Here is a 24185-nt window from a genome sequence, read left to right as displayed (position 1 = left end):
CCTACAACTTGAAGTATGACGGGTATACAGATACAAAAAAAGCGAGTCATCAGACTCGCTTCTCAGAGGTGGCAATGCAACCTTATTTTTTCGCGGCAAAACGCGCTGCGGCTTCGTCCCAGTTCACCACGTCCCAGAAGGCTTTGATGTAGTCCGGGCGGCGGTTCTGGAATTTCAGGTAGTAAGCGTGTTCCCACACGTCCAGACCCACGATTGGGAAACCGGATGCGCCAGAGATCGCTTCCCCCATCAACGGGGAATCCTGGTTAGCGGTAGAAACAATCGCCAGTTTGTCACCTTTCAGTACCAGCCACGCCCAGCCAGAGCCGAAACGGGTTGCAGCAGCTTTTTCGAATTCCGCTTTGAAGTTATCAACGGAACCGAAGTCGCGTTCAATAGCCGCTTTCAGGTCGCCCTGCAGGGTGGTACCGGTTTTCAGGCCTTTCCAGAAAAGACTGTGGTTAGCGTGGCCGCCAGCGTTATTACGCAGAACGGTTTTCTTGTCCGCTGGCAGCTGATCCAGTTTAGCGATCAGCTCTTCAGCAGACAGGTTAGCGAACTCTGGCAGGCTTTCCAGCGCGGCATTCGCGTTGTTTACATAGGCCTGGTGGTGTTTAGTGTGATGGATTTCCATCGTCTGCTTGTCAAAATGCGGTTCCAGTGCGTCGTAGGCATACGGCAGGGATGGCAGTGTATAACTCATAATCCTCTCCATTAGTGTCGGGCGGCACAACTGTTAATGCCGCGTAAGCAGTTGGTTCATTATAGTTAATTAAATGGTATTGAAAATGATTATCAATGCCGTAATTTCTATAAGGTTATCGCGCTTTGACAAATGGATTAATTATTAAATTTATCATGCAGTTAATGCGTTATTTCGTTAATTTTGTTCCGCGACCAGCAAAGCACAGGTGTCCGGCTCCAGCGCCTTAAAGATATGCAACTGGTCGGCGGGATAGCTTATGTAATCCCCTTCTCCCAGCTCTTCCGGTGCGTCAAGCGGGCCCACTATCGCCCGCCCCTGTGTGACGATAATATGCTCAACTGAACCTGGAGAATGTGGCTGGGAAATACGGTCTGCACCCGGCTGGGTCTGCAACAGATAGATATCACGGCGGGCACCCGGTGGGCACGCTGCCAGCAAAATGGCCTCATAGTTGGCCTGCCCGGCGACCACCTTCGTTCCTTCCCCCCGGCGGATCACCTGAGTGGTTGGCTGCTGCGGCTCAAGCAAGCGGGCGAAAGGAATGTCCAGCGCCACACAAAGCGACCAGAGCGTCTCCAGGCTAGGGTTACCATTGCCGGACTCCAGCTGGGAGAGCGTTGATTTGGCGATCCCGGCACGGCGGGCAATTTCCGCCAGTGAAAGCCCGGTTCGCAGACGTTCTCGCACCAGACTGCTGGCGATCACGCAAATTGGCTGCGTCATAAAACGGCCTCATGTTCTTTATATCGAACGAATCGTTCATCTTGTAAAACACTTCTGATGCGTTCATTATAATGGAAATACGTTCGATATGGCTAAAACTGTATGAAGCACCACCTCTCCTGCCTTAAAAGCGACACCATAAAAGCAATCATCCTTGTTTGTCTGGCGGTTGGCGTTGTCGGAATGTCCTACGGCTCGCTGGCGATGGCATACGGTTTCCCGCTCTGGGTACCGTTTGTGCTTTCCCTCACCGTGCTGGCAGGGGCTTCAGAATTTATGTTTATCGGTATTGTGGCTAGCGGTGGTAACCCGCTGGCGGCAGCGGCTGCCGGGTTACTGGTTAACGCACGCCATGTGCCGTTTGGCGTCACGGTGCGTGAGCTGGTCGGCAAACGCGGTGCGAGCCTTCTGGGATGCCACATCATGAACGACGAAAGCGTGGTGTTTGGCCTGTCGCAAAAAACGCCCGAACAGCGTAAAGCAGCCTACTGGCTGTGCGGTTTAGGCATCGCGGTCATCTGGCCGTTGGGTGCGCTACTGGGCGCAATGGTCGGCAAACTGCTGCCCGCCCCGGAAACCATCGGGCTGGATGCCGTATTCCCGGCCATTTTGCTGGCGCTGGTCGTTCCCGCGTTTAAAAACCGAACCACGCTGATCCGCGCCTGCAGCGGCGCAGTCTTGTCGCTGGCCGCCGTGCCATTTACCCCGGCGGGTTTACCGGTTCTGCTCGCTTTACTGGGCCTTGCCGCGAGGAAAAAATAATGGAAAACATAACGGTCTTTATTCTCGGTATCGCCATTTTGTCTGCGGGGACGTATCTGATGCGTCTTGGCGGGGCAAAAATCGGCAGCCGACTGGCATTGTCAGAGCGCTCCCAGGCGCTGCTTTCTGATGCGGCAACGGTATTACTGTTTTCCGTCGCGCTGGCGACAACGTTTTATGAAGGGGAACACTTTGCCGGGATGGCGCGGGTGCTGGGCGTGGCGTTTGCGGTATTCCTGGCCTGGCGCAAGATGCCGTTAATTGTGGTGATCGTTGCGGCGGCGGTGGTCACTGCGCTATTGCGTCTGGCGGGCATAAACTAAAAAAGCGCCCGGGGGCGCTCTTTCGACGGTGTGACAGGCTTATTTGTTCAGTTCAGCGGTCATGTGTACACGGTTACCGGAAAACGCCTGGGTAATTTTGTAGGACGACGCGCCCGCTTCCTGAGCCTGAGCGGCGATTTTTGCTTCTGCACCATCAATGGTAGAGGCAGTTGCCGTGACCGTCTGAGCAGCGAAAGAACCAAAAGAAGCAGACAGAGCGATTACAGCGACAAAAGTTTTGATGCTTTTCATGATATAAACCCTTTCAATTAGTTGTTTGGATAAGGCGTGTCGCCTTGATTAGATAAATACTAGACCTCATCACCGACAACTAAAAGCGGAAGGATTTGCCAAAATTATTCAAAATTACTGATCAACAATCAATCGTTGAGGATGAGTATAAATCGTCGCCCTTCCCGGTTTACAGAACCCCACCAGCGTCAGGTTGCAGCGCTCAGCCACCTCCACTGCCAGCGTCGTTGCTGCCGACACCGCAAACAGAATTTCAACGCCGCACATCGCGGATTTTTGCACCATTTCATAGCTGGCACGGCTGGATACTAATGCTGCTCCCTGCTGCCAGATTTCACTTTCACGCGCACGGCGACCAAGCAGCTTATCCAGCGCCACATGGCGGCCAACGTCCTCATGCCCCCCGACAATATCCCCCGACGGCAACACCCACGCCGCCGCGTGCGTACAACCGCTCAACTGGCCGATGGGTTGAACATCATTAAGGTGCTCAAGCGCTTTATTGAGGTTCGCAAGGTTGAAGGTCTGGGTAAACGGCAGAGGCACAACAGGTTTGCCGATATCGTTGAGCTGTTCTACACCACACACTCCGCAGCCAGTACGCCCGGCCAGCGCCCGACGGCGCTCTTTCAGCCCCATAAAGCGGCGGCTGGAAAGTTCGATTTGTACTTCCAGTCCATTGCAGGCCTGAACCACGTCCATGCCGTAGATCTCCTGAGGGTGCTCAATTATCCCTTCGGAGAGGGAAAACCCAATGGCGAACAGATCGAGATCTTTCGGAGAGGCCATCATTACAACGTGGGAAATACCGTTGTAGACCAGTGCAACCGGGACTTCCTCCGCCAGAAAATCAGGCGTGGCATGGGTAATGTGGGGGGGTCTGTGTACCGGCAGTTCCACAATACCAGCGGGTAGTGGCGACGAGTGGGGAGCACGATTTTGTTTAGACACAACGGTATTCCTGAACAACCACGGAGGTGAGCCTGCTATTGCATCACAAAGTGCAGACCTTACGCATAGTATGGATCAACTTTTAAGCGCCCATCCCCATCAAGTTTACCTACTCATTTGGGAGAGGTGCAACGAAGACCATGATACACCCCTTTAACATGCAGGGTTAATAACGTGACTAATATCACATTTTATAATCAGCAGGGTGATAATACGTTCACTTTGTATTAACGCCATTGGAACAGGCTTACCGACATTGTGGTATTCTGATGATATCCCTCGTGGGATTGAGGGATTAGAACAAATTTTCTTCTTTGTGGTTGAAAAAACAACCGTGAAGTTAAAACTACATATGTAAGCAATGTCGAAACAAGGAGTGACCCATGCAGGTCAGCAGAAGGCAGTTCTTTAAGATCTGCGCTGGCGGTATGGCAGGCACCACGGCAGCGGCGCTGGGCTTTGCCCCCGGCGTAGCGCTGGCGGAGACGCGGCAGTACAAACTGCTGCGCACCCGCGAAACCCGTAATACCTGTACATACTGCTCTGTCGGTTGCGGGCTGTTGATGTATAGCCTCGGCGACGGTGCGAAAAACGCCAAAGCGTCTATCTTCCACATCGAAGGTGACCCGGATCATCCGGTCAATCGCGGGGCGTTATGCCCGAAAGGGGCCGGTCTGGTGGACTTTATTCACTCAGAAAGCCGCCTGAAATTCCCTGAATACCGCGCCCCAGGTTCCGACAAATGGCAGCAAATCAGCTGGGATGATGCATTTGACCGCATCGCAAAACTGATTAAAGAAGACCGCGATGCCAACTTTATTGCCCAGAACGCCAATGGCGTCACGGTCAACCGCTGGCTCTCCACCGGGATGCTGTGTGCTTCCGCTTCCAGTAACGAAACCGGCTACTTAACCCAGAAATTTACGCGTGCACTCGGTATGCTCGCAGTCGACAACCAGGCGCGTGTCTGACACGGACCAACGGTAGCAAGTCTTGCTCCAACATTTGGTCGCGGTGCGATGACCAACCACTGGGTCGACATCAAGAACGCCAACCTTATTGTGGTGATGGGCGGTAACGCCGCTGAAGCGCACCCTGTCGGGTTCCGCTGGGCGATGGAAGCCAAAATCCACAACGGTGCGAAACTGATTGTGATCGATCCCCGCTTTACGCGTACTGCGTCAGTGGCGGATTTCTACACCCCTATTCGTTCAGGTACTGACATCACTTTCCTGTCAGGCGTATTGCTGTACCTGATGACCAACGAAAAATATAACCGCGAATACACTGAGGCGTATACCAACGCCAGCCTGATCGTGCGTGAGGATTATCACTTCGAAGATGGCCTGTTCAGCGGTTATGACGCCGAAAAACGCAAGTACGACAAAACCAGCTGGAACTACGAGCTGGATGAAAACGGCTTTGCGAAACGCGACACCACCCTGCAACACCCGCGTTGTGTATGGAACCTGCTGAAAGAGCACGTTTCACGCTATACACCGGACGTTGTCGAAAACATCTGTGGTACGCCGAAGGCTGACTTCCTGAAAGTGTGTGAGCTTATCGCCGAAACCAGTGCGAAAGATAAAACCGCATCGTTCCTGTACGCCCTCGGCTGGACACAGCACTCTATCGGTGCGCAGAACATCCGTACGATGGCGATGGTTCAGCTGCTGCTCGGCAACATGGGCATGGCAGGCGGCGGCGTAAATGCCCTGCGCGGTCACTCCAATATTCAGGGTCTGACTGACCTCGGCCTGCTGTCACAAAGCCTGACCGGCTACATGACGCTGCCAAACGAAAAACAGACTGATCTGCAAACCTACCTGACAGCCAGCACGCCAAAACCGCTGCTCCAGGGCCAGGTGAACTACTGGGGCAACTATCCGAAGTTCTTCGTCTCCATGATGAAGGCATTCTTCGGTGACAAAGCGACAGCTGAAAACAGCTGGGGCTACGACTGGCTGCCGAAGTGGGACAAAGGTTACGACGTTCTTCAGTACTTCGAGATGATGAACCAGGGCAAGGTCAACGGCTATCTGTGCCAGGGCTTTAACCCGGTGGCGTCATTCCCGAACAAGAACAAGGTTGTGGCCTCTCTGTCAAAACTGAAGTTCCTGGTAACGATTGACCCACTCAATACCGAAACCTCGACCTTCTGGCAGAACCACGGTGAATCGAACGATGTCGACCCATCGAAGATTCAGACCGAAGTGTTCCGCCTGCCATCCACCTGCTTCGCGGAAGAGAACGGTTCTATCGTCAACTCCGGCCGCTGGCTGCAGTGGCACTGGAAAGGTGCGGACGCCCCGGGCATTGCCATGAACGACGGCGAGATCCTGGCCGGCATCTTCCTGCGCCTGCGTAAGATGTACGCGGCAGAAGGCGGTGCGAACCCTGAACCGGTTCTGAACATGACCTGGAACTACTCGACACCGGAAAACCCATCACCGGAAGAAGTGGCGATGGAGAGCAACGGTAAGGCACTGGCGGATGTTATCGACCCGGCCACCGGTGCAGTCCTGGCGAAGAAAGGCGAACAGCTCAGCACCTTCGCGCACCTGCGTGATGACGGTACTACCTCCAGCGGCTGCTGGATCTTTGCCGGTAGCTGGACGCCGAAAGGTAACCAGATGGCCAACCGCGATAACGCCGACCCGTCGGGCCTTGGTAATACGCTGGGCTGGGCATGGGCGTGGCCGCTGAACCGTCGCATTCTCTATAACCGTGCCTCCGCAGATCCGCAGGGTAACCCGTGGGATCCGAAGCGTCAGCTTCTGAAATGGGATGGCGCGAAATGGGGTGGCGTGGATGTTCCGGACTACAGCACTGCCGCACCAGGCAGCGATGTCGGGCCGTTTATCATGCAGCCTGAAGGGATGGGGCGTCTGTTTGCTATTGATAAAATGGCTGAAGGCCCGTTCCCGGAACACTACGAGCCGTTTGAGACGCCGCTGGGCACCAACCCGCTGCACCCGAACGTGGTCTCTAACCCGGCAGCCCGTATCTTTAAGGGCGATTTTGAAGCGCTGGGTAAAAAAGACAAGTTCCCGTACGTGGGCACCACTTATCGCCTGACCGAACACTTCCACTACTGGACCAAGCACGCGCTGCTTAATGCTATCGCGCAGCCGGAACAGTTTGTGGAGATCGGTGAGAAGCTGGCGAACAAGCTCGGCATCGCACATGGTGATACCGTGAAGGTCTCTTCTAACCGTGGCTATATCAAGGCCAAGGCCGTAGTGACCAAGCGTATTCGTACGCTGAACGTTCACGGTCAGCAGGTGGATACCATCGGCATCCCGATCCACTGGGGTTATGAGGGCGTGGCGAAAAAAGGGTTTATTGCGAACACCCTGACGCCGTTCGTCGGTGATGCGAACACGCAGACGCCGGAGTTTAAGGCCTTCCTCGTGAACGTGGAAAAGGTGTAACGGAGACGACTTATGGCTTATCAATCTCAAGACATTATCCGTCGTTCCGCGACTAACGGTTTCACACCCGCGCCACAGGCGCGGGACCACCAGCAGGAAGTGGCGAAACTTATCGACGTGACCACCTGTATCGGCTGTAAAGCCTGTCAGGTGGCCTGTTCAGAGTGGAACGATATCCGTGACGAAGTGGGTCATAACGTTGGGGTGTACGACAACCCTGCGGATTTGACCGCGAAGTCCTGGACGGTGATGCGTTTCTCGGAAGTGGAGCAGAACGACAAACTGGAATGGCTGATCCGCAAAGACGGCTGTATGCACTGTGCGGATCCGGGTTGCCTGAAGGCGTGTCCGTCGGAAGGGGCTATCATTCAGTATGCTAATGGCATCGTCGACTTCCAGTCCGAGCAGTGCATTGGCTGTGGCTACTGCATCGCGGGCTGCCCGTTCAACGTGCCACGACTGAACCCGGAAGACAACCGCGTCTACAAATGTACGCTGTGTGTTGACCGCGTCAACGTCGGTCAGGAACCCGCCTGTGTGAAGACCTGCCCAACCGGTGCTATCCACTTTGGCTCTAAAGAGGATATGAAAACGCTGGCGGCTGAGCGCGTAGGCGAGCTGAAAACCCGTGGTTACGATAACGCAGGCCTGTACGATCCGGCCGGTGTTGGCGGAACGCACGTCATGTACGTACTGCATCACGCCGACAAGCCGAATCTGTATCACGGCCTGCCGGAGAACCCGGAAATCAGCGCCACCGTTAAGTTCTGGAAAGGCATCTGGAAACCGCTGGCAGCGGTCGGTTTTGCTGCCACCTTCGCAGCAAGTATCTTCCACTACGTCGGTGTCGGCCCGAACCGCGCGGAAGAGGAAGACGACGACAAGCATGAAGAGAAAGACGAGGTGCGCAAATGAGAAAACGTGACACCATCGTGCGCTACTCCGCGCCGGAACGCATCAACCACTGGGTCACCGCCTTCTGTTTCATGCTGGCGGCGATAAGCGGGCTAGGGTTCTTCTTCCCGTCCTTCAACTGGCTGATGCAGATCATGGGGACACCACAGCTGGCGCGTATACTGCACCCGTTTGTTGGCGTCATCATGTTCGCGTCGTTCATCATCATGTTTTTCCGATACTGGCACCATAACCTAATCAATCGGGATGATATCTTTTGGGCGAAGAATATTCGTAAGATCGTCGTCAACGAGGAAGTGGGTGATACCGGGCGTTATAACTTCGGCCAGAAATGCGTATTCTGGGCGGCGATTATCTTCCTGGTCCTGTTGCTGGTAAGCGGTGTGATCATCTGGCGTCCGTACTTTGCGCCTGCTTTCTCAATCCCGGTGATCCGATTCGCGCTGATGCTGCATTCATTTGCCGCAGTGGCGTTAATTGTGGTTATCATGGTGCATATTTACGCCGCCCTTTGGGTGAAAGGCACCATTACCGCGATGGTGGAAGGCTGGGTAACCAGTACGTGGGCGAAGAAACATCACCCGCGCTGGTACCGTGAAGTCCGCCAGAAACAGGAAAAGTCATCTGAATGAGTATTCGCATAATCCCGCAAGATGAGCTGGGTTCGAGCGAGAAACGCACGGCGGAATATATTCCGCCGTTGTTATTCCCCAGACTCAAGAACCTCTATAACCGCCGCGCAGAGCGTCTGCGCGAGCTGGCAGAGAACAACCCTCTGGGCGATTTTCTGCGTTTTGCCGCGCTCATTGCCCACGCGCAGGAAGTGGTGCTGTACGACCATCCGCTGCAAATGGATCTGACCGCGCGCATTAAAGAAGCCAGCGAGCAAGGTAAACCGCCGCTGGATATTCACGTACTGCCGCGCGATAAGCACTGGCACACACTGCTGCATTCGCTGATTGCTGAGCTAAAACCGGAGATGAGCGGTACCGCGCTGGCGGTTATTGAGAATCTGGAAAAAGCCTCCGATATGGAACTGGAAGAGATGGCGAGCGCGCTGTTTGCTTCTGATTTCTCGCTGGTCAGCAGTGATAAAGCACCGTTTATCTGGGCTGCGTTGTCGCTCTACTGGGCGCAAATGGCAAGCCTCATCCCAGGCAAGGCCCGTGCCGAATATGGTGAAGCGCGCCAGTTCTGCCCGGTGTGTGGCTCGATGCCGGTTTCCAGCATGGTGCAAATTGGTACCACCCAGGGGCTACGCTACCTGCACTGCAACCTGTGTGAAACCGAGTGGCATGTGGTGCGCGTGAAGTGCAGCAACTGCGAGCAGACCCGCGATCTCAACTACTGGTCGCTGGAAAACGAAGACGCAGCGGTGAAAGCCGAAAGCTGCGGCGACTGTGGTACCTACCTGAAAATTCTGTATCAGGAAAAAGACCCGAAAGTCGAAGCCGTGGCCGACGATCTCGCCTCGCTGATTCTGGACGCCAAAATGGAGCAAGAGGGCTTTGCCCGCAGCTCTATCAACCCGTTCCTGTTCCCGGGTGAAGGGGAGTAATCCCTTGTGACAGCGCCGGGCGGCGCAAGCTTGCCCGGCTTACAGTTGATAAGGGGAAATGACCCCAGCAATACCCGCAAAGTCTTTGGTATTTCGTGAAATCAGCGGGCAGTTTCTGCTCTGAGCAGTCGCCAGGATGATGGCGTCTGGAAGCTTCATCCCATATTTCTCACGCAGTAAGACTGCTTCTTTCAGCAATATCCCGCGAGACATCGATCATTTCAAACGCGCCCATTATCGCTGCTGTTTTCGTCTCATGACCATGTTTACAAGCGCCTACCTTTTTGTAGGGTCAAAGCAGATAACAAAAATAGCTCTCGCATTTGCGAGCCGCTTTCCAGATCTCTGGTTTCACCAAATATCTTTGTTTTCATCAGCAATAAACCAGGCTATAAAACTGTATATTCATACAGTCAAAGAGACTCTGTCATGGCACTGGAAAAAGGGATTGAACAACTGGTTCAGGAATTTATCGCTGCAGGCCGGCCCTCATCACGTCATCAGAATATTAATGCCCGACGAGCGGGGTATGTTGCCAGTACGGGACTTGCCGGAGAGGTAGAAACTCGCATACACGTTGAAACGCATGTTCTTGAGGGCCTTATTATTCGTGTATTTTCGCCCCCCAACGCGCCTGAAACATTACCTGCTACCATCTACTATCACGGTGGGTGCTTTATCAGCGGCGGCTTTGATACGCATGATAACCAACTCCGTCAGCTAGCCTGGTACGGCAATTGCCGGGTGATTGCGGTTCAGTACAGACTGGCACCAGAGCATACCTTCCCCACCGCGCATGACGACGCAGAAAGAGGTGCGATACTGGTCTGGCAATATGCGAACACGTTGGGTGTAGATAAAAACCGGATCACGCTTTGCGGGGACAGTGCGGGAGGGCATCTGGCGCTGGTGACGGCGCTACGGCTAAAGGCCAAAGGTCTCTGGCAACCTGCGCAGCTCATACTTATCTATCCCATGCTCGACGCCACGGCGAGTTTTGAAAGTTACACCCTCAATGGCACAGATTATATTATCACCCGCGATACCCTGCTCAGCGGATATGAAATGTATCTGGCAGACACCGATCGTCAGCATCCAGAAGCCAGCCCACTGTGGCGGGATGATTTTAACGGTCTTCCGCCAGTACACATTATTACCGCCGAGTATGATCCGCTATGTGATGAGGGGGAGATGCTTTATCAGTATCTGACAGAGCAGGGGGTGGTATGTACCGCTCAGCGCTGGCTGGGAGTCATCCATGGCTTCTTTCAGCTCGGCGGAATCAGCCATTCGGCGCAAGACGTAATGAGGGATATCGCCTGGCGGATTGAAAACGCCAGGCGATAACAGCGGGAGGAGATTACTCCTCCTCGTTCCCACCCTCTTCATACGCACCAAACGGCTTCGCAGGGAGAACGATGTAAGTTCCTTCAAATATCGCGCCCGACGTTTCATCACCGAACAGCTCTACCTGCATCTGCACCCGAGCTTTGCGTCCACGTGCCAGACGGTCGAGATCGCCTCCCAGCGAACCGAGATCGGCAACGGCGCTCGGCTTGCCGCTAATTGGCGCGCTGTAGCGAATGTGGGCATCTGCCAGAATGATGGTGCCACCAAGATGACGTTCGCGCAGCATCAACCAGATAAGCCCCCAACCGGTGAGCGTAGCCAGTGAGAACAGACTGCCAGCAAACAGCGTGTGGTGTGGGTTCTGATTGCCGGTTTCCGGCATCGTGGTCATAAATTTTTGCCCGGTGTACTGCTGAATGCGTACCCCCATCTTTTCACTCAGGGGGATGTGTTGATACCAGGCCTGCTGTAACTGACCGCACCAGTCGGCACGGTGCAGAATATCATCCAGCGTGGCGACGGGTTTAATCATCAGAAAGTGGCGCACCGGTGTGGTTTGCGGTGTGGTGATTTCACCCTGGTTAACAAAACCGAGCTTGGCGAAGAACTCCACGGCATCCTCGCGGGCACTACAGGTTACGCGCTTAACGCCTTCCTGACGGGCAACTGACTCCAGGGTCATCGCCATCAGTGTCCCCAGACCTTTGTCCTGCACAGAGGGGTGGACAGCCATAAAGCGAATAGACGCTTCGTTATCCGCGTTGATATACAGACGCCCGACGGCGACAAGGTTACCCTCTTCATCCACCACCATCTGGTGATGCGCCATTGCGTCCCAGGCGTCGCGTTCAGATCCTTTCGGTTGATGTAATGGCTTGCGCAGCATTTCCCAGCGGAACTGGTAATACACCTCTAACTCTTCTTCCGTTTGCGGTACTCGAAGGTGATACATAGCTGTACTCTCTCTTGTTACCCGCGGCCACGCCGCCAACTGGCTCATATCTGGAGCCAGAATGTGACGGGGCCATCGTTCACCAGCGAGACCTGCATATCTGCAGCGAATCGTCCGGTTTGCGTATTCATTTCCTGCTGGCGACAACGCTCAACAAAATACTCATAAAGTGCTTCTGCACGATCCGGGGCAGCCCCCCTGGAGAAGCCAGGACGCATGCCGCGCTCGGTATCTGCGGCCAGCGTAAACTGGGAAACAACCAGCACACTGCCACCCGCCTGCTGGACGTTCAGGTTCATCTTGCCTTCCGCATCACTGAAAATGCGGTAACCCAGCACACGCTCACACAAGCGGTTAGCTTTTTGTTCGTCGTCATCCTTTTCGACACCTAACAACACCAAAAGTCCTGGGCCAATTTCACCCGTCACCTCATCCTCCACGGTGACGCTGGCACGGGTTACGCGCTGTATCAATGCAATCATGGTTGGTTTTCTTCTTGTTGTTTTTCAGCTTCAGCTGCTTTTTTGAGTTCGCGATATATGCCGAGAGTGACAGTTATTTCGGCACCAAGCAAGACGATACACCAGGTCCAGTAAACCCAGACAAACAAAATGGGGATCACCGCCAGCACGCCGTAAATCAGCTGATAAGAAGGGAACATGGTGATGTAGAGGGCAAAGCCTTTTTTGCCCAGTTCAAAGAACGCCGCCGCCACTAGCGCCCCGACGATAGCGTCGCGGTTAGGCACGCGAGTGGTCGGTACCACACTGTAGAGCAGCCAGAAAGAGAACCACGATAAAATCAGCGGGAAGATTCGCAGAACATTATCAATAACGCCGTTTAAGTCACTGGCCCAGCGCAACGAAAGAAGATACGAGCTGATAGCCAGGCTCGCACCCGCTAACAACGGGCCGAGCGTTAAAATCATCCAGTACACGGCAAAAGAGTACACTTTCGGGCGCACTTTTTTACTGTGCCAGATGGTGTTAAGCGCATTATCAATGGCATACATCAGAAGCAGCGACGTCACGATCAGGCCGCACGCCCCCACTGCCGTCATCTTGCTGGAGTTGGCAACGAACTGCTCAATATAGTTCTGTATAACATCGCCAGTGGCAGGAATGAAGTTCGCAAAGACAAAATGACGAAGCTGCAGGCTGACATCTGCAAACATCGGAAAAGCAGAAAAAAGCGCAAAGACGACGGCCACCAGCGGCACCAGTGAGAGTAACGACACATACGCGAGGTTCCCCGCCAGCGTCGTCATGTTGTCCTCGTCAATGCGGTGCCAGAGGAGTTTTAGCCACGCACGCAACGGGCGGGTATGGTGAGTGGCTTTTTGCTGAACGGTTTTTAGCATAGCTGCTTCGCAAAGTAGTTCGGTATCGTCTCTTTTCCGGTCACCAGAATTGACGTGATACCTAACTGGTTAGCTCCCTCTATATTATCGGCGTTGTCGTCGAAAAAGACCGCATCGGCCGCAGAGAATCCCTCCGCCTGGAGAACAGCCTGATAAATTCGCGCTTCGGGTTTGCGCATGCCCATCTCCTGGGAGAGATAGATTTTATCTGCCGCCGCACGCACTTCAGGGTATTCATCTGGCCAGAACGTGGTGTGCAGACGGTTGGTATTTGACAGAACCACTACCCGATGCCCCTGCTCACGCAGTTTTTTCATGGTGACGATGACGTCCGGGCGGATCGCAACAAACACCGCCTGCCAGCCGTGGGAGAACTGCTCATAGCTTAACGGCAGCTCCATTTCATGACAGAAACGTTCAGCGAATTCTTCGTCGCTGATCTCGCCGCGCTCGTGCTGATGGAAAGTCTCCCCCATCGCGAAACTCTGTTTTAACGTCGCCAGTGGAACACGGCTGAAATCACTCCATGTACCCAGCACACGATTAAAATCGATATCGACGATTACATTTCCTAAGTCAAAGATATAAAGCATGTTTATCTCCTGCTCGCCGTGGAAAAGTAACTGTAGCGGGAAAGATAAGGTTTGGCTATGCGCCAGAACCCAGGTCAGAAAAAGAAAAACCCCGCCACAAGGACGGGGTTTTGCAGACTAAAAGAGGAGTGAATTACTCTTCTTTCGCACCGCGCATTGCACGTTTACGGTCGTTCTCAGTCAGGTGACGTTTACGGATACGGATAGACTGTGGAGTCACTTCTACCAGTTCGTCGTCATCGATGAATTCCAGAGCTTGCTCCAGGGTCATCTTGATCGGTGGAACCAGAACCGTTGCTTCGTCAGTACCGGACGCACGCATGTTGGTCAGTTTCTTACCGGTCAGGCAGTTTACAGTCAGGTCGTTAGAACGGCTGTGAATACCGATGATCTGGCCTTCGTAAACTTCAGCACCGTGACCCAGGAACAGCTTACCGCGGTCCTGCAGGCTGAACAGTGCGAATGCAACCGCTTTACCCTGACCGTTGGAGATCAGAACGCCGTTGTTACGCTGGCCCACGTCGCCTGGACGAACGTCGTCGTAGTGGCTGAAGGTGGAGTACAGCAGACCGGTACCAGAAGTCATGGTCATGAACTCTGAACGGAAGCCGATCAGGCCACGGCTTGGGATCACGTAGTCGAGACGTACGCGGCCTTTGCCATCTGGATTCATGTTTTTCAGGTCGCCTTTACGCTCACCCAGAGCCTGCATGACAGAACCCTGGTGCTGCTCTTCAACGTCCAGCGTTACGTTTTCGAACGGCTCTTGTTTACGGCCATCGATTTCGCGGAAGATAACTTTCGGACGGGAAACCGCCATCTCGAAACCTTCACGACGCATGTTTTCGATAAGAACAGACAGGTGCAGCTCACCACGACCGGAAACGCGGAATGCGTCAGCGTCTGGTGTTTCTTCAACGCGCAGTGCAACGTTGTGCACCAGCTCTTTGTTCAGGCGGTCAAGGATCTGACGAGAGGTAACGAACTTACCTTCTTTACCACAGAACGGAGAGGTGTTGACGTTGAAGAACATGGATACGGTTGGTTCATCAACGGACAGGGCTGGCAGCGCTTCAACATTCTGCGGGTCGCAGATGGTGTCGGAGATGTTCAGCTCACCCAGACCGGTGATCGCGATGATGTCGCCTGCTTCAGCCACGTCGCTATCGATACGCTCCAGACCCAGGTGAGTCAGCACTTTACCGACTTTACCGTTACGGGTTTTGCCTTCGCTATCGATGATAGTAACCTGCTGGTTAGGCTTAACTTTACCGCGCTTGATACGACCAATGCCGATAACACCAACGTAATTGTTGTAGTCGAGCTGAGAGATCTGCATCTGCAGGGTGCCGTCGAGATCAACGTTTGGTGCAGGAACACGGTCAACAATCGCCTGGTACAGCGGGGTCATGTCTTCAGCCATGTTCTCGTGATCCAGACCTGCGATACCGTTCAGCGCAGAAGCATAAACGATAGGGAAGTCCAGCTGCTCGTCAGTCGCGTCGAGGTTAACGAACAGGTCGAATACCTGGTCAACAACCCAGTCAGGACGCGCGCCAGGACGGTCAACTTTGTTGATAACTACGATTGGCTTCAGACCGTGGGCAAATGCTTTTTTGGTCACGAAGCGCGTCTGTGGCATTGGGCCATCCATTGCGTCAACGACCAGCAGAACGGAGTCTACCATGGACATTACACGTTCAACTTCACCACCGAAGTCGGCGTGCCCTGGGGTATCAACGATGTTGATACGGTAGTCATTCCATTTAATCGCGGTGTTTTTCGCGAGGATGGTAATCCCACGCTCTTTCTCCAAATCGTTGGAGTCCATCACGCGTTCTTGGGTTTCGGCACGCGCATCAAACGTACCGGATTGCTGCAGCAGCTTATCAACCAGGGTAGTTTTACCATGGTCAACGTGCGCGATGATGGCGATGTTACGCAAATTTTCGATCACAACTTTGCCTCAGGCATTTAGAAATAGCGCGTTATTGTACACGGATTAATCGCACTACAAAACAGGATCACAAACATCCCCCGCAAACAAGTATTGCAGAGATGCTTTGTGATCGCTTTCACGGAGCGGTAAAAGGGCACTTTCACGTAAATTGCACCAATATGGTGCTCAATGTTCACATTGAAGCACTATAGTGGTGCAAGATGACCATCATGGTGCAGCCCTTTTGCACTATGGTGCGCATGATAACGCCTTTTGGGGGTGTTTTAAAAGTTGGCACAGATTTCGCTTTATAAAAATACATGGCACACGGCCAGTACAAACAGAAATTGAAGACCTCGTTACCACGACGACAATGACCAATCTGGAGAGTTAAGTATGTCCGCTGAACACGTTTTGACGATGCTGAACGAACATGAAGTGAAGTTTGTTGATCTGCGCTTCACCGATACCAAAGGTAAAGAACAGCACGTCACTATTCCTGCTCATCAGGTGAACGCCGAGTTCTTTGAAGAAGGCAAAATGTTTGACGGCTCCTCCATTGGCGGCTGGAAAGGCATTAACGAATCCGACATGGTTCTGATGCCGGACGCGACGACTGCGCTCATTGACCCGTTCTTCGAAGAGCCAACGCTGATCATCCGCTGTGATATCCTCGAGCCAGGCACGCTGCAGGGTTACGATCGCGACCCACGCTCCATCGCTAAACGTGCTGAAGAGTACCTGCGTTCTACCGGCATCGCAGACACCGTTCTGTTCGGGCCAGAACCAGAATTCTTCCTGTTTGACGACATTCGTTTCGGCGCTTCAATTTCTGGTTCCCACGTTGCTATCGATGATATCGAAGGCGCATGGAACTCTTCCACCAAATACGAAGGTGGTAACAAAGGTCACCGTCCTGGCGTGAAAGGCGGTTACTTCCCGGTTCCTCCGGTCGATTCTTCACAGGACATTCGTTCTACCATGTGTCTGGTGATGGAAGAGATGGGCCTGGTGGTTGAAGCACACCACCACGAAGTCGCAACTGCTGGCCAGAACGAAATCGCAACCCGCTTCAACACCATGACCAAAAAAGCGGATGAGATTCAGATCTACAAATACGTTGTGCACAACGTTGCGCACCGTTTCGGTAAGACCGCAACCTTCATGCCAAAACCAATGTTCGGCGATAACGGTTCCGGTATGCACTGCCACATGTCCCTGTCCAAGAACGGCACCAACCTGTTCTCTGGCGATAAGTATGCAGGTCTGTCTGAGCAGGCACTGTTCTACATTGGCGGCGTAATCAAACACGCTAAGGCAATCAACGCCCTGGCGAACCCAACCACCAACTCTTACAAGCGTCTGGTTCCGGGCTACGAAGCACCAGTGATGCTGGCATACTCTGCACGTAACCGTTCTGCTTCTATCCGTATCCCGGTGGTGGCTTCTCCGAAAGCGCGTCGTATCGAAGTTCGCTTCCCGGATCCAGCGGCTAACCCATACCTGTGCTTCGCAGCACTGCTGATGGCCGGTCTGGACGGTATCAAGAACAAGATCCACCCAGGCGAAGCAATGGACAAAAACCTGTATGACCTGCCGCCAGAAGAAGCGAAAGAGATCCCACAGGTTGCCGGTTCTCTGGAAGAAGCACTGAACGCGCTGGACGCTGACCGCGAGTTCCTGACTGCTGGTGGTGTGTTCACTGACGACGCTATCGATGCTTACATCGCTCTGCGTATTGAAGAGAACGACCGTGTGCGTATGACTCCGCACCCAGTTGAATTCGAACTGTACTACAGCGTTTAAGTCAGAATTAAAGAAAGAAATTAATACTCGGCGGATTTCTTGTCGCAGCAAGGCGGCAACTGAGTGAATCCCCGGGAGCATAGATAGCTATGTGACCGGGGTGAACGAAGGCAGCCAACGCGGCTGCGGCGAGAAAGACGCGAGAGGATTTTTTGTTGCCGTGGAAACTTTCAGCCCATCTTCGGATGGGCTTTTTTCTCCACCAACAAACTGATCTCACGCGCTTTTTGCAACGAAAAAGCTATACTGCACTAAATTAGTGCAACCAACTCCAGGAGACTGCTGAATGGCAACTGGCACGCTGCCCGATGCTGGGCAGATCCTCAATTCTTTAATTAACAGTATTTTGCTGGTCGACGACGAGCTGGCTGTACATTACGCCAACCCGGCGGCGCAGCAACTGCTCGCACAAAGCGCACGCAAACTGTTTGGTACCCCACTTCCGGAATTGTTGAGCTATTTTTCGCTGAATATTGGCCTGATGCAGGAAAGTTTGCAGTCCGGTCAGGGGTTCACCGATAACGAAGTGACGCTGGTGATCGACGGACGCTCACATATTCTTTCGCTAACGGCGCAGCGTCTGCCTGAAGGGTTCATCCTGCTTGAAATGGCACCGATGGACAACCAGCGCCGCCTCAGCCAGGAACAGCTCCAGCATGCGCAGCAAATTGCCGCCCGTGACCTGGTACGGGGGCTGGCTCATGAAATCAAAAACCCGCTGGGAGGGTTACGCGGTGCAGCACAGCTGTTAACCAAAGCACTGCCCGACCCAACACTTGCGGAGTACACCAACGTCATCATTGAGCAGGCCGATCGCCTGCGCAATCTGGTCGACCGTCTGCTGGGGCCGCAACAGCCGGGTATGCATGTTTCAGAAAGCATTCATAAAGTGGCTGAACGGGTAGTGAAGCTCGTCTCGATGGAACTGCCGGAGAACGTCACGCTGGTGCGTGATTACGACCCAAGCCTGCCGGAACTGGCGCACGATCCTGACCAGATTGAACAGGTTCTGCTGAATATTGTGCGCAATGCGTTGCAGGCTCTGGGACCGGAAGGGGGCGAAATCATTCTGCGCACCCGCACCGCATTCCAGCTGACGCTGCACGGCGTGCGCTATCGCCTGACAGCACGCATCGACGTTGAGGATAACGGGCCGGGCATTCCGTCACATTTACAGGACACGTTGTTCTACCCGATGGTGAGCGGTCGCGAAGGCGGCACTGGTCTGGGGTTATCCATTGCCCGCAATTTGATCGACCAACACTCTGGCAAAATTGAATTTACCAGTTGGCCGGGACATACCGAGTTTTCGGTTTTCCTGCCGATTAAAAAATAAAGGTGACGTTTATGCAACGAGGGATAGTCTGGGTAGTCGATGACGATAGCTCCATCCGTTGGGTGCTGGAACGCGCACTCACCGGAGCAGGATTAAGCTGCACGACGTTTGAGAACGGCAGCGAAGTGCTCGATGCGCTCACCACCAAAACCCCGGATGTTCTGCTTTCGGATATTCGCATGCCGGGAATGGACGGGCTGGCGCTCTTAAAGCAGATCAAACAACGCCATCCTATGCTTCCGGTCATCATAATGACGGCGCACTCCGATCTGGATGCAGCCGTCAGCGCTTATCAGCAAGGGGCATTCGACTACCTGCCCAAACCGTTTGATATTGACGAAGCTGTCGCTCTGGTTGAACGCGCCATTAGCCACTACCAGGAGCAGCAGCAGCCCCGTCATACCCCCGATTTTGGCCCAACAACGGACATCATCGGCGAAGCGCCAGCCATGCAGGATGTATTTCGTATCATTGGTCGTTTGTCGCGTTCGTCCATCAGCGTATTGATTAACGGTGAATCGGGTACCGGCAAAGAGCTGGTTGCCCACGCCTTGCACCGCCACAGCCCGCGGGCAAAAGCGCCGTTTATCGCCCTGAATATGGCGGCGATCCCGAAGGATTTGATTGAATCCGAACTGTTCGGCCACGAAAAAGGGGCGTTTACCGGCGCAAATACCATTCGCCAGGGGCGCTTCGAACAGGCCGATGGAGGCACTCTCTTCCTGGATGAAATCGGCGATATGCCGCTGGATGTTCAGACCCGCCTGCTGCGCGTACTGGCCGACGGACAGTTTTATCGCGTGGGCGGCTATGCGCCAGTAAAAGTGGACGTCCGTATTATTGCCGCAACGCACCAGAACCTGGAGCTGCGCGTGCAGGAAGGGAAATTCCGCGAGGACTTATTCCACCGCCTGAACGTGATCCGTGTACATCTTCCGCCACTGCGCGAGCGTCGTGAAGACATTCCTCGCCTGGCACGCCATTTTCTGCAGGTGGCCGCCCGTGAGCTGGGTGTGGAAGCCAAGCAGCTACACCCGGAAACTGACGCCGCACTTACCCGTCTGGCCTGGCCGGGCAACGTGCGTCAGCTGGAAAACACCTGCCGCTGGTTAACCGTCATGGCCGCCGGGCAGGAAGTTCTGATTCAGGATTTACCCGCTGAACTGTTTGAAGCAACCGCGCCAGAAAGCAGTACCGGACACGCACTACCGGACAGCTGGGCGACGCTGCTGGCACAGTGGGCCGATCGCGCGCTGCGTTCCGGTCATCAAAATTTACTCTCTGAGGCTCAGCCTGAGATGGAGCGCACGCTGTTAACCACCGCGCTTCGTCATACGCAGGGCCATAAACAGGAAGCCGCTCGCTTACTGGGATGGGGACGCAATACCCTGACACGTAAGCTGAAAGAGCTGGGCATGGAGTGATTTTTACCGCTGTGTAAAGATGATTAATTGAGCGCAAATTGCTGTTATTTTGCGCTTTACTGTATCGGTGAAATTTGTATGATCGTGCCCGGAAATGGGGGGAACCATCATGCTGGAATCATTAGTGAGTTTGCTCTCTAGCGGAGCAGCCGAAAGCCACACACCGCAAACTGCCGTTGCAGCGGTATTGTGTGCGGCACTGGTTGGGTTGTTTAGCTAGCGGGTAGCCAATGAAAAGCCGGGTGGCGGCTTCGCCTTACCCGGCCTACTAAACGCGAAATGCAGGCCGGGTAAACGAAACGCCACCCGGCAGTGCATCTTAAATCACCCGTGAGAACTGCTGCAGACGTGCCTTTTGACGCAGGTAAGCGTCGAAGCACATACAGATATTACGAATCAACAGACGCCCTTTTGGCGTAACCTCAATGGCGCTCTCCGAAACATCCACCAGCCCATCTTTCGCCAGCGGTGCAAGCAGCTTCAGGTCTTCCGCGAAATAATCGCTAAACTGCAGATCCCATTGTGCTTCTACGTCACTAAAACCGAGACGGAAGTTACAGATCAGCGCCTTAATCACATCACGACGAATGCAGTCGTCACGCGTTAACGCGATACCGCGCCACAGGGCATTGCCGGTTTCATCTACCTGCTGATAATAAAGCTTCAGCTCTTTCTGGTTTTGCGCGTAGCAGTCGCCGATCATACTGATGGCGGAGACGCCCATCCCCAGCAAGTCGGTATCACCCTGGGTGGTATACCCCTGGAAGTTACGGTGCAGAACCCCTTCACGCTGAGCAATCGCCAGTTCGTCATCCGGACGGGCAAAGTGATCCATGCCGATAAACTGATAGCCGGTTTCGGTCAGCGAGGTGATGGTTTCCTGCAAAATATCCAGCTTCTGTTGAGCAGAAGGCAGATCGGCATCTTTGATTTTCCGCTGGGCGGCGAAAAGCGTCGGCAGATGCGCATAGTTAAAGACGCTCAAACGGTCAGGATTGAGTTCTGCCACACGTTTCAGCGTGAAGGCGAAACTCTCTGGCGTTTGCTTTGGCAGGCCGTAAATCAGGTCGATATTGGTCGAGGTAAACCCGATTTCACGCGCGTGGTTAAGTAAGGCAAAGATAAATTCTTCATCCTGCTCGCGATTCACCAGGCGCTGCACTTCTTTGTTGAAATCCTGGACGCCCATGCTCAGGCGGTTGAACCCTTCGGCGCGTAAGTGATCCAGTACATCCAGCTCGATTTCGCGCGGATCAACCTCGATCGATATTTCAGCATCGTCATTAAAATTGAAGTTGCCGCGCAGCAGTGTCATCAAACGGCTGATCTGCGCTTTATTCAGGTAGGTTGGCGTACCGCCACCCCAGTGAAGCTGGCTAACATGGCGTCGGGTAAACAGTGGCGCACGATGCAGAATTTCTTGTTCGAGCACATCCAGATACTGATCGGCTTTGTGCTGCTGACGGGTAACGATTTTATTGCAGCCGCAGAAGTAGCAGAGCTTGTGGCAGAACGGAATATGGACGTAGAGCGACAGCGGGCGCTCAGGGTAGCGCGCGACAGCCTGCTGAAAATCCGCTTCGCCGAAAGCATCGGAGAACTCCAGCGCAGTTGGGTATGACGTATAACGCGGCCCGGAATAGTTATATTTCTGGATTAGGGCCAAATCCCAGTCGATAGATGGTACAGACATGCTCACTCCTTCCGTTGGTGTCGCGTTCGTATACGGCGGCCCGTTCTGGCCCCACTGCGGGCCATCATCCGGGTGCGCAGCCACTTCTGTCGCCGCGACAACCGCCGTAGTTTAACGAATAACCACACCAGATAACATATAACCGGAAGGGTTATAAGCAGGACTATCGTGCCTGCCAGGTGCAAATGTTAGTTTCCACCCTTCAGAAGACGCATCATATCTTCCTGCTTTTCGTCTTCTTCTTCATCTTCGTCATCGTCGTAAGACAGGCCCAGCTTCTGCATCAGTTCATCAATGCGATCCAGTTTGGCATCAACCCATGACTGCTCTTCAGCGGTCAGGGTTTCTCCCTCTTCAAGACGTTCCAGCAGCGCGTCCAGGCGCTCATCATTCTCCAGCAAATCCAGCTCAGCCTGCGGTGAAAGCATAGGTTTCTCGCTCTTTGGTTTGTGCTGCTTAGTGACCGGGGTGTCTGTCACGCCCAGTGGAATGGGAGTTTTACTGCCAATACGTGGATCTTTCTGCTGCTTGCCTTTTGCAGAAGCACCCGTGGCATCGCTACCGCCCGCACGGCTACCCGCAGCATGACCACGATGCTTTTTCTCGCGTTTGCGATCGCGCGCTTCCTGGTTCAGTTCTTCGCGCGTTTTGCGGCGTGCTTTTGCAGGGCGTTTAGCGCCCGCTGTGGAGGTCGGTTTTTTCATGATGTTTTATCTTTAAGTCGTTTTCTTCAGTATAGAATTGCGGCGAAATCTAGCAGAAAGCAAGCAAAGAAAAAAGGCGACAGAGCAATCTGTCGCCTTTTTTCCTGACTCACAACCCTTAGTGGGTCAGACATTCCGTGTTTGCCTACAACAAGCCCTGTTTATCCCTTGGCGGATATACCGTCCGTGTACGGTTCCATTTCCTGTTTAAACGCCTCCAGGCGCTTATCATCCTGACAATCCTGAGTCTTCGCCTCCTGGCGCTCCTGACCCTTATCCTTAAGTCGTTATCCTGTTGGCATCCTCGCCCTGGCACACACTTTACCCTGTTCGCTTAAACTAACAAGCAATGAGAGGGTACAAAAAAGGATTTTCGGATAATTACTCAAGCACAACAATCTGATTTTAAACAGTTTGTGTTTTTTAACGCCTGCGATTTCTCTTAAATCTCCTATAGCATCTATGGCAAATCTCCTACAGCCGCCAGGGTGTTCGCCTACAGGCAGAGTGCGATGAGAAAAGCCTTTTGTCTGCATTCGGGTATAATCCCCCACAGATTACGATTTTTGGAGACGACCACGTGACTACCTGGAACTACCAACAGACGCATTTTGTCACCAGTGCGCCTGATATTCGCCACTTACCTTCTGATACGGGTATTGAAGTGGCATTTGCTGGCCGCTCCAATGCGGGAAAATCCAGCGCCCTGAATACGCTGACCAATCAGAAGAGCCTGGCGCGTACCTCAAAAACGCCTGGCCGTACTCAGCTGATCAACCTGTTTGAAGTGGCAGAAGGCAAACGTCTTGTCGATTTACCGGGCTACGGCTATGCGCAGGTACCGGAAGAGATGAAGATCAAGTGGCAACGTGCGCTGGGTGAATATCTGGAAAAGCGCCAGTGCCTGAAAGGCCTGGTGGTGCTGATGGATATTCGCCACCCGCTGAAAGATCTCGATCAGCAGATGATCGACTGGGCCGTGGCAAGCGATATTGCTGTGCTGGTGCTGCTGACAAAAGCCGATAAGCTGGCAAGCGGTGCGCGTAAAGCACAGGTGAATATGGTTCGCGAAGCGGTACTGGCATTCAACGGTGATGTGCAGGTTGAAGCGTTCTCCTCGCTGAAAAAGCAGGGCGTGGACAAGCTGCGTCAGAAGCTCGATAGCTGGTTTAACGAGCTGGAGCCCGCGACAGAAGCGGAAGAAGAGTAATAGCGAGCGCGGCAATGTCCGCGCTTTTTTTTGCCTGAAATTTTCTTTACCGCAATAAAAAACGCCCCAGTCATTACTGACTGGGGCGGCTAAAATATTCAGCCAAATCCGATTACGTGAAGTAAAAGGTCTGAAAGATAGAGCATCTTACCTCTGTACCCTACGTCGTTAACTCTACCCCTTTTTTATCTGTA

Annotated in this window: 24 protein-coding genes and 1 pseudogene; 12 read left to right on the top strand and 13 right to left on the bottom strand. The window is 53.6% G+C overall.

The annotated features are described in order from the left end of the window. Positions 1 to 82 precede the first annotated feature (82 nt). Both sodA and HV318_RS14145 read right to left on the bottom strand, forming a co-directional pair. Positions 83 to 703, bottom strand: coding sequence for a superoxide dismutase [Mn] (sodA, locus tag HV318_RS14150; protein WP_182273250.1), 621 nt, complete (start codon positions 701 to 703; stop codon positions 83 to 85). A 177-nt stretch (positions 704 to 880) separates the two neighbouring features. Continuing rightward, positions 881 to 1429, bottom strand: a complete 549-nt coding sequence (locus HV318_RS14145; protein ID WP_182273249.1) for a helix-turn-helix domain-containing protein — start codon at positions 1427 to 1429, stop codon at positions 881 to 883. 102 nt (positions 1430 to 1531) lie between these two features. Between HV318_RS14145 and HV318_RS14140 the strand changes: the two genes are divergently transcribed. Both HV318_RS14140 and HV318_RS14135 read left to right on the top strand, forming a co-directional pair. Continuing rightward, entirely contained in the window at positions 1532 to 2191 is a 660-nt protein-coding gene (locus HV318_RS14140; RefSeq protein WP_182273248.1) for an AzlC family ABC transporter permease, read from the top strand. Continuing rightward, entirely contained in the window at positions 2191 to 2514 is a 324-nt protein-coding gene (locus HV318_RS14135; RefSeq protein ID WP_182273247.1) for a branched-chain amino acid transport AzlD family protein, read from the top strand. Before HV318_RS14140 ends, HV318_RS14135 begins: the two co-directional genes overlap by 1 nt. Before the next feature lie 39 nt (positions 2515 to 2553). Here the strand turns inward: HV318_RS14135 and HV318_RS14130 are convergent, their stop codons facing one another. After that, positions 2554 to 2766 (bottom strand): YdgH/BhsA/McbA family protein, encoded by a 213-nt coding sequence (locus HV318_RS14130; protein ID WP_182273246.1) that lies wholly within the window; start codon positions 2764 to 2766, stop codon positions 2554 to 2556. A 114-nt stretch (positions 2767 to 2880) separates the two neighbouring features. Beyond that, positions 2881 to 3717: a formate dehydrogenase accessory sulfurtransferase FdhD gene (fdhD, locus tag HV318_RS14125; protein ID WP_182273245.1), complete on the bottom strand. Its 837-nt coding sequence runs from the start codon at positions 3715 to 3717 to the stop codon at positions 2881 to 2883. A gap of 383 nt (positions 3718 to 4100) precedes the next feature. Here fdhD and fdnG point away from each other — a divergent pair, with 383 nt between their 5' ends. Genes fdnG through fdhE form a run of 4 tightly spaced genes read left to right on the top strand, consistent with a single transcriptional unit; the run spans position 4101 to position 9624 of the window. Further along, entirely contained in the window at positions 4101 to 7151 is a 3051-nt protein-coding gene (gene fdnG / locus HV318_RS14120; RefSeq protein WP_182273244.1) for a formate dehydrogenase-N subunit alpha, read from the top strand. Positions 7152 to 7163: 12 nt separating this feature from the next. Then, complete coding sequence (gene fdxH, locus HV318_RS14115; RefSeq protein ID WP_182273243.1) at positions 7164 to 8066, top strand: formate dehydrogenase subunit beta; 903 nt, start codon at positions 7164 to 7166, stop codon at positions 8064 to 8066. Beyond that, positions 8063 to 8698, top strand: coding sequence for a formate dehydrogenase cytochrome b556 subunit (fdoI, locus tag HV318_RS14110; protein WP_182273242.1), 636 nt, complete (start codon positions 8063 to 8065; stop codon positions 8696 to 8698). Before fdxH ends, fdoI begins: the two co-directional genes overlap by 4 nt. Beyond that, on the top strand, positions 8695 to 9624 hold the full coding sequence (gene fdhE / locus HV318_RS14105) for a formate dehydrogenase accessory protein FdhE (protein WP_182273241.1): 930 nt from the start codon (positions 8695 to 8697) through the stop codon (positions 9622 to 9624). Before fdoI ends, fdhE begins: the two co-directional genes overlap by 4 nt. 39 nt (positions 9625 to 9663) lie before the next feature. Here fdhE and HV318_RS14100 read toward each other — a convergent pair. After that, positions 9664 to 9904: pseudogene (locus tag HV318_RS14100) on the bottom strand (PIN domain-containing protein); the annotation flags it as partial. Positions 9905 to 10053: 149 nt separating this feature from the next. Here HV318_RS14100 and HV318_RS14095 point away from each other — a divergent pair. Then, positions 10054 to 10971, top strand: a complete 918-nt coding sequence (locus HV318_RS14095) for an alpha/beta hydrolase (protein WP_182273240.1) — start codon at positions 10054 to 10056, stop codon at positions 10969 to 10971. Positions 10972 to 10984: 13 nt separating this feature from the next. Here the strand turns inward: HV318_RS14095 and fabY are convergent, their stop codons facing one another. The 5 genes from fabY to typA all read right to left on the bottom strand — a co-directional run bounded on the left by fabY (position 10985) and on the right by typA (position 15836). Further along, positions 10985 to 11926: a fatty acid biosynthesis protein FabY gene (gene fabY / locus HV318_RS14090; protein ID WP_182273239.1), complete on the bottom strand. Its 942-nt coding sequence runs from the start codon at positions 11924 to 11926 to the stop codon at positions 10985 to 10987. 44 nt (positions 11927 to 11970) lie between these two features. Continuing rightward, a complete protein-coding gene (dtd, locus tag HV318_RS14085) occupies positions 11971 to 12408 on the bottom strand; it encodes a D-aminoacyl-tRNA deacylase (RefSeq protein ID WP_182273238.1) in 438 nt (145 codons plus the stop codon). Continuing rightward, positions 12405 to 13286 (bottom strand): virulence factor BrkB family protein, encoded by an 882-nt coding sequence (locus HV318_RS14080; protein WP_182273237.1) that lies wholly within the window; start codon positions 13284 to 13286, stop codon positions 12405 to 12407. The genes dtd and HV318_RS14080 overlap by 4 nt, the downstream gene beginning before the upstream one ends. Next, positions 13280 to 13879, bottom strand: coding sequence for a glucose-1-phosphatase (gene yihX, locus HV318_RS14075; RefSeq protein ID WP_182273236.1), 600 nt, complete (start codon positions 13877 to 13879; stop codon positions 13280 to 13282). Before yihX ends, HV318_RS14080 begins: the two co-directional genes overlap by 7 nt. Positions 13880 to 14012: 133 nt before the next feature. Next, positions 14013 to 15836 carry a ribosome-dependent GTPase TypA gene (gene typA / locus HV318_RS14070; protein ID WP_182273235.1) on the bottom strand — a complete coding sequence of 608 codons (1824 nt, stop codon included), beginning with the start codon at positions 15834 to 15836 and terminating at the stop codon, positions 14013 to 14015. Between the two features lie 378 nt (positions 15837 to 16214). On the opposite strand from typA, the gene glnA reads away from it, so the two are divergent. The 4 genes from glnA to HV318_RS14050 all read left to right on the top strand — a co-directional run bounded on the left by glnA (position 16215) and on the right by HV318_RS14050 (position 20604). Continuing rightward, positions 16215 to 17624, top strand: coding sequence for a glutamate--ammonia ligase (gene glnA / locus HV318_RS14065; protein WP_182273234.1), 1410 nt, complete (start codon positions 16215 to 16217; stop codon positions 17622 to 17624). 286 nt (positions 17625 to 17910) lie between these two features. Continuing rightward, positions 17911 to 18960 (top strand): nitrogen regulation protein NR(II), encoded by a 1050-nt coding sequence (gene glnL / locus HV318_RS14060; RefSeq protein ID WP_182273233.1) that lies wholly within the window; start codon positions 17911 to 17913, stop codon positions 18958 to 18960. Positions 18961 to 18971: 11 nt separating this feature from the next. After that, positions 18972 to 20384: a nitrogen regulation protein NR(I) gene (gene glnG / locus HV318_RS14055; protein ID WP_182273232.1), complete on the top strand. Its 1413-nt coding sequence runs from the start codon at positions 18972 to 18974 to the stop codon at positions 20382 to 20384. A 109-nt stretch (positions 20385 to 20493) separates the two neighbouring features. Continuing rightward, positions 20494 to 20604, top strand: a complete 111-nt coding sequence (locus tag HV318_RS14050) for a YshB family small membrane protein (protein ID WP_148422545.1) — start codon at positions 20494 to 20496, stop codon at positions 20602 to 20604. Positions 20605 to 20703: 99 nt separating this feature from the next. Here the strand turns inward: HV318_RS14050 and hemN are convergent, their stop codons facing one another. Together hemN and yihI are read right to left on the bottom strand one after the other, a co-directional pair. Continuing rightward, positions 20704 to 22077: an oxygen-independent coproporphyrinogen III oxidase gene (gene hemN, locus HV318_RS14045; RefSeq protein WP_182273231.1), complete on the bottom strand. Its 1374-nt coding sequence runs from the start codon at positions 22075 to 22077 to the stop codon at positions 20704 to 20706. A gap of 188 nt (positions 22078 to 22265) precedes the next feature. Then, the gene (gene yihI, locus HV318_RS14040) at positions 22266 to 22781 is read right to left on the bottom strand and encodes a Der GTPase-activating protein YihI (protein ID WP_182273230.1); all 516 of its coding nucleotides are present in this window, start codon (positions 22779 to 22781) and stop codon (positions 22266 to 22268) included. Between the two features lie 580 nt (positions 22782 to 23361). On the opposite strand from yihI, the gene yihA reads away from it, so the two are divergent. Further along, complete coding sequence (yihA, locus tag HV318_RS14035; protein ID WP_182273229.1) at positions 23362 to 23991, top strand: ribosome biogenesis GTP-binding protein YihA/YsxC; 630 nt, start codon at positions 23362 to 23364, stop codon at positions 23989 to 23991. Between the two features lie 98 nt (positions 23992 to 24089). On the opposite strand, the gene spfP is transcribed toward yihA, so the two are convergent. Next, entirely contained in the window at positions 24090 to 24137 is a 48-nt protein-coding gene (gene spfP, locus HV318_RS24525) for a small protein SpfP (protein WP_465254595.1), read from the bottom strand. Positions 24138 to 24185 lie beyond the last annotated feature (48 nt).

The sequence above is a fragment of the Enterobacter sp. RHBSTW-00901 genome (genome assembly GCF_014103115.1).
Classification (GTDB): Bacteria; Pseudomonadota; Gammaproteobacteria; order Enterobacterales; family Enterobacteriaceae; genus Enterobacter; species Enterobacter cloacae_P.
Note: the sequence above shows the minus strand (reverse complement) of the source record. Positions and strands in the feature narration are given on the sequence as shown.